Annotated in this window: 3 protein-coding genes and 1 pseudogene; 1 reads left to right on the top strand and 3 read right to left on the bottom strand. The window is 69.1% G+C overall.

Annotation, left to right across the window (positions count from 1 at the left end; genetic code table 11):
• Positions 1 to 685: pseudogene (locus L0H79_RS21800) on the bottom strand (polysaccharide deacetylase); the annotation flags it as partial.
• 475 nt (positions 686 to 1,160) lie between these two features.
• Between L0H79_RS21800 and L0H79_RS21795 the strand changes: the two are divergent.
• A complete protein-coding gene (locus tag L0H79_RS21795; protein ID WP_301486856.1) occupies positions 1,161 to 1,742 on the top strand; it encodes a Type 1 glutamine amidotransferase-like domain-containing protein in 582 nt (193 codons plus the stop codon).
• Here L0H79_RS21795 and L0H79_RS21790 read toward each other — a convergent pair.
• On the bottom strand, positions 1,720 to 2,502 hold the full coding sequence (locus tag L0H79_RS21790; RefSeq protein WP_301486855.1) for an isocitrate lyase/phosphoenolpyruvate mutase family protein: 783 nt from the start codon (positions 2,500 to 2,502) through the stop codon (positions 1,720 to 1,722). The genes L0H79_RS21795 and L0H79_RS21790 overlap by 23 nt on opposite strands.
• The coding region (locus L0H79_RS21785) for a MarR family winged helix-turn-helix transcriptional regulator (RefSeq protein WP_301486853.1) at positions 2,499 to 2,908 on the bottom strand (410 nt) is incomplete at its 5' end. The genes L0H79_RS21785 and L0H79_RS21790, both read right to left, overlap by 4 nt.

The raw sequence follows: 2,908 nt of genomic DNA, 5'->3' as shown, positions 1-2,908 counted from the left end.
CGTAGGCGCCCAGATGGTCGTGGCCGCTGGCGTCGCGGTAGGTGTTGGTGACCTGACCGTTCTTCAGGGTGAGGTTCGAGGCAAAACCAGCCCCGGTCATGTACTCGTAGTAATTCACGTCATCCACCGACAGAACCAGTGGCTTCTTGCCGGGCGGGAGCATCAGGGTGGCCGGCTTCATGGTGCCGTTGGCACTCTTGGTGACCAGCCGTTGTGGGTGCACCAACACGTAACCGTGCTGGTAGATCTGCTTCAGCTGAGCGCGGAACTCGCTGATCGTGACCATGTACTCGGCGTAGCCCACCCGCTGGGGCTGGTTCTTGGCGAACGCCCTGGCCGGGTCGATGATGAGCGAGTGGTAGAAGAGGTGGGACACCTCCGTGGGGTCCGCCCACGCCCGGGTCTGTGCCTGGTGCGCCTTGATGCCGGCGAGGGCCTTCTTCGCGGCCGCAGACGAGTCGTGGGCGAGCAGCTTCGCCGCGCCCGCGTAGTCGTACTGGGCAGCCAGACGCTGCGCGGCGATGACCGGTGAGTCTGCCGCCGGCTCGGTTCCCGTGGTCGGCCCCGTAGTGGGGCGGTTCGGTTCGGCTGGACGCACGCCCGCCGGTGAGCAGCCGGCCAGCAGGCCGGTCGAGCCCACGAGCAACCCGGCCGCAATGGCCGTAGCGATCCCTCGTCTGCGCATCAGTCCTCCAGACCGATCCGCCACGGCGCCCAGGCCCAAGCCGGGGCCCCCGACAAACACCGCGGTGGATACGTGCGGCCAGTGTCTCAGAGAAGTGCCCCGCCCTGGCGATGCACACGCGGGGCAGACCGGCATCCCGCAACCGTTACCGGGCCCGCTCGGCGAGCCGCCGTCTATCGGATGCCGCAGCAGTGAAGCACGTGCGGTGGTTGAGCCCGGCTATCACCGCGCAGGGCGGCTCTGACCTGACCTCCCTCCTGGTCGCGCCGGACATCGACGCGATCGACCCTGATCGCCACGCATGCTTCCGGTCGGGGCCGAAGCGGCTGCACGTCGACCTCACCCCATCGGCAGCGAAGACCAGCGGGCACGATCGAGCGGCTTCCTCGCCATCGGGACGACCCGTCTCGACGTGACCAGCATGACGCTGACCAAAGGGCCTCCTCACCCGTTGATGGCGGCTCCGGAGCCCTAGGTGACGGGGAGCGCCGAGCACGTTGTTGCTCTGAAAGACCTGTCCATCGAGGCCGAGGTCGACATCTGGGAGAGCCTCGACGGACACGACGGTGGTGCCCTTGCCCCCTACCACCTGCTCTTTGTCGGTGGAGGCAGTACCTCGACTCTGGCCGAGCAGGTGCTGCGCCACGATTTCGTCTCCGCTGTCTGCGACTTCGTGGCGGCGGGTGGTCGGTACTGCGGTGGGAGCGCGGGAGCGTTGCTGGCCTGCGAGACGCTGACGATCGCCTCGCTCGTCGACGGTGACATTCGGGCCACACGGATGCGAGGGCTCGGTCTGGTCGAGAACCTCTCAGTGTTTCCGCACGCAGACACGTTCCCGAAGAATCGTCCCCTCGAGGTGGCCCGGGCCCTGGGCCACGACATCCTGGCGCTGCCCGAGGCGTCCGGCGTGGCAGTCGAGGGCAGCGGGTTCCGGGCGATTGGCCCCGACCCCGTGCGCCTGGTCACCAATGCCGGCCACGACGTTCGCGAGATGCGCGCCGGCGAGCGGGCCGAAGCTCGTGCGCGCCGGCCGGTCAGCCCTGACGCGGAGCCGTAGGGCTCAGTTCGCTGTGCTCCCGCGCATACGCGTCCAGCGCGTGCAGAGTGTGCCGGTGGGGGAACGGACCGTGGGAGAGCCGGGCGACTCCCCACTGTTGAAGGGTGCTGACATCGGCAGTGCCGGGAACGGCGAGCAGGCTCAGACGACCTGGGCCGAACTGTCCAACGAGACCCCGAACGTGCTGCTCGGCAGTGCAGCCGGGCACGAACACGCAGTCGGCGCCGGCGTCGAGGTAGCGGCCACCGCGTTCCGCGGCCTCGGCGTCGCGCTGCTCGGGAGCGGCGTCGGGCCGCCTGAGAAACACGTCGGTACGGGCGTTGACGACGAGGGGGATGCCGTACGCCCGCCCGGTGTCAACGGCCTCTCGGATGCGCTCCTCCATGGTCTCCGTCGCGCACAGGTCGTCTTCGAGGTTGATGCCGACGGCACCGGCATTCAGGGCCGCCGAGGTGGTGGCTCCCACGTCGGTGTAGCCGCGCTCGAGGTCGGCGGTCACGGGAAGCTCGACTGCCTGACAGACGCGCCGTAGGCAGTCGATCATCAGGTCAACGGGGATGTTCTCACCGTCCTCGTAGCCGTGGGTCGCCGCGATGGCCGCCGATGCCGTGGCGATCGCAGAGCAGCCGGGGGTGGCGGCCACGACCCGGGCCGATGCGGCATCCCAGACATTGACGAGAACGAGGATCGCGTCGTCGTGGTGAAGGCGGCGTAGGTGCTCGGCCTGGTCGCGTGGGGATCGGGTGGATCGCTGGTTCATCGGTGCTCTCCGGTCTGGACGGGTTCGGTGTCGGGGCGGTTCTCCATGGTGGCGGCCAGACGCCCGAGCAGGGTTGCGAGCTGGTCTCGCTCGGTGGTGCTCAGACTGGCGAGCAACCCGGCCTCGTTGGCGAGGTGCTTACTGATGAGCTCGTCGGTGAGGGCGACGCCGGCCGCGGTGAGGGTCACCAGCCGACTGCGGGCGTCGGCGTCCGACACGGTGCGGCGGACGAGGCGGCGGGCCTCGAGCCGGTCGATCCGCTTGCTGATGGCACCGGTTGTGACCAGCAGGGATGTGCTCAGCTGGCCAGGCGTCAGGGTGAACGGGTCGCCGGATCGGCGCAGTGCCGCCAGCACGTCGAAGTCTCCGTTGCCGAGCCCGGCCTCGACGAACGGGGGCCGCAGGT

Origin of the sequence: Intrasporangium sp. (genome assembly GCF_030452765.1) — a bacterium.
GTDB lineage: Bacteria > Actinomycetota > Actinomycetes > Actinomycetales > Dermatophilaceae > Intrasporangium_A.
Note: the sequence above shows the minus strand (reverse complement) of the source record. Positions and strands in the feature narration are given on the sequence as shown.

What these genes read in the sequence shown, in the direction of transcription:
- L0H79_RS21790 (WP_301486855.1), bottom strand. Translation starts at nt 2,502, where the DNA reads ATGAACCAGCGATCCACCCGATCCCCACGCGACCAGGCCGAGCACCTA.